We start from the raw sequence: 2,195 nt of genomic DNA on the forward strand, positions 1-2,195 counted from the left end.
CGCTACGAATGGTTCAGCCGCGAGCGCATCGCCTATCTGGAGCGCTACCCGGATACCTGGAAAACGCTCGCGCGACTGCTGCCGCCGCGCCTTCTGTCCGCTGCCGACGGTGCCGTCGCCGTGTGCAGCGCACCCCGCAACCGCATATAATTCCACTATTTGCAGCGATCGCGCGGCTTTCCGCATGCAGCTCTATACCATCGGGGTCAACCACCACACCGCTCCGCTCGCCGTGCGCGAGCAGGTCGCCTTTGCCGGCGAGGGTGTGGAACCTGCGCTGCGCGATCTGGTCGACCGCCGGCCCGTGCAGGAGGCGGCGATCGTGTCCACCTGCAACCGCACCGAGCTTTACTGCAACACCGACGAGCCGAAGGCGGCCATCGACTGGCTTGCCGAATACCATCGTCTCGCCGCCCACAGCCTCCAGCCCTACGTCTACGCACTGCCCACCGAAGGCGCCGTCAAGCACGCCTTTCGGGTGGCGAGCGGGCTCGATTCGATGGTGATCGGCGAGCCGCAGATCCTCGGCCAGTTCAAGCAGGCGGTGCGCACCGCGGAGCACGCGGGCACGCTCGGCGTGCTGCTGCACAAGCTCTTCCAGCGCACCTTCTCGGTCGCGAAGGAGGTGCGCACACAAACCGAGATCGGGGCGAGCGCGGTGTCGATGGCTTCCTGTGCGGTGCAGCTGGCGGAGCGCATCTTCCCGTCGATCGCCGAGCAGAGCGTGCTCTTCATCGGCGCGGGCGAGATGATCGAGCTCTGTGCCACGCACTTCAGCGCCGCGCGGCCGCGCGCCGTCACCTTCGCCAACCGCACGACCGAGCGTGCCGAGGAACTCGGTCGGCGTTACAGCGCTTCCACCCTGAGCCTGACCGAGTTGCCCGAGCATCTGCCCGCGCACGACGTGGTGATCACCTGTACCGCGAGCCCGCTGCCCATCATCGGCAAGGGCACCATGGAGCGGACGCTGAAGGTGCGGCGCCACCGGCCGATGTTCGTGGTGGACCTTGCCGTGCCGCGCGACGTCGAGCCCGAGGTGGCGGAGCTCGACGACGTGTTTCTGTACACGGTGGACGATCTGGGAAGGGTGGCGCAGGACGGCGCGAGTTTGCGTCAGGCGGCGGTGGCACAGGCCGAGGCCATCATCGATCACAAGGTGCAGGACTTCCTGCACTGGCTGCAGAACCGTGAAGCCGTGCCTTCCATCCGTGCCCTGCGCGATCAGGCGGAGCGGGCGCGTCGTCACGAGATGGAGCGCGCGCTGCGGCGGCTCTCGCGCGGCGACGACCCGGAGCAGGTGCTCGATCACTTGAGCCGGGCGCTCACCAACAAGCTCCTGCACGGCCCCACCCACGCGCTCGGCAGCGCCGAGGCGGAAGACCGCCGCCAGCTTCTCGCCCTACTGTCCCGTCTCTACAACCTCCACCATCACGCATGAAGCCCTCCATCGCCGGAAAGCTCGATCAGCTTTCCCGGCGCCTGGCGGAGCTCGATCGCATGCTGTCGAGCGAGACCGCAACCGCCGATCTCGACGCGTTCCGCAAGCTGTCGCGCGAGCATGCCGAGATCGCGCCGGTGGTGGCGCTCTATCAGAGTTATCTCGGCGGCCAGGAAGACGTACGCACTGCCGAAGAGATGATGAACGACCCGGCGCTGCGCGAGTTTGCCGAGGAAGAGCTGCGCGCCGGCCGCGCGCAGCTGGAACGCATCGAGGACGATCTGCAGCGCGAGCTCTTGCCGAAGGATCCCAACGACGAGCGTAACGTCTTCCTGGAGATCCGCGCGGGCACCGGCGGCGACGAATCGGCACTGTTCGCGGCCGATCTCTTTCGAATGTACTCCCGCTTCGCCGAGCGTCATCGCTGGCAGGTGGACCTCGTGTCGCAGAGTCCGTCCGATCTCGGCGGGTACAAGGAGATCATCGCCAAGGTCGTCGGCAGCGGGGTTTACTCGAAGCTCAAGTTCGAGTCCGGCGGACACCGCGTGCAGCGGGTGCCGGTCACCGAAACCCAGGGCCGCATCCACACCTCGGCCTGCACGGTTGCGGTGATGCCGGAAGCCGACGAAGTCGGCGACGTCGTCATCAATTCGGCCGAGATCCGCATCGACACCTTCCGCGCCTCGGGCGCCGGCGGGCAGCACATCAACAAGACGGATTCCGCCGTGCGCGTGACGCACCTGCCCACCGGCATCGT

Annotated in this window: 3 protein-coding genes; all 3 read left to right on the forward strand. The window is 67.2% G+C overall.

The window, feature by feature from the left end; all coding sequences use genetic code 11:
* A partial coding sequence (locus JNK68_16120) for a hypothetical protein (protein MBL8541870.1) occupies positions 1-150 on the forward strand: 150 nt, incomplete at its 5' end.
* A gap of 34 nt (positions 151-184) precedes the next feature.
* A complete protein-coding gene (locus tag JNK68_16125; GenBank protein MBL8541871.1) occupies positions 185-1,438 on the forward strand; it encodes a glutamyl-tRNA reductase in 1,254 nt (417 codons plus the stop codon).
* On the forward strand, positions 1,435-2,195 hold a 761-nt coding region (locus tag JNK68_16130), incomplete at its 3' end, for a PCRF domain-containing protein (GenBank protein MBL8541872.1). The genes JNK68_16125 and JNK68_16130, both read left to right, overlap by 4 nt.

This window comes from Betaproteobacteria bacterium, from assembly GCA_016791345.1.
Taxonomy (GTDB): domain Bacteria; phylum Pseudomonadota; class Gammaproteobacteria; order Burkholderiales; family JAEUMW01; genus JAEUMW01.

What these genes read in the sequence shown, in the direction of transcription:
- JNK68_16125 (MBL8541871.1), top strand. Translation starts at nt 185, where the DNA reads ATGCAGCTCTATACCATCGGGGTCAACCACCACACCGCTCCGCTCGCC.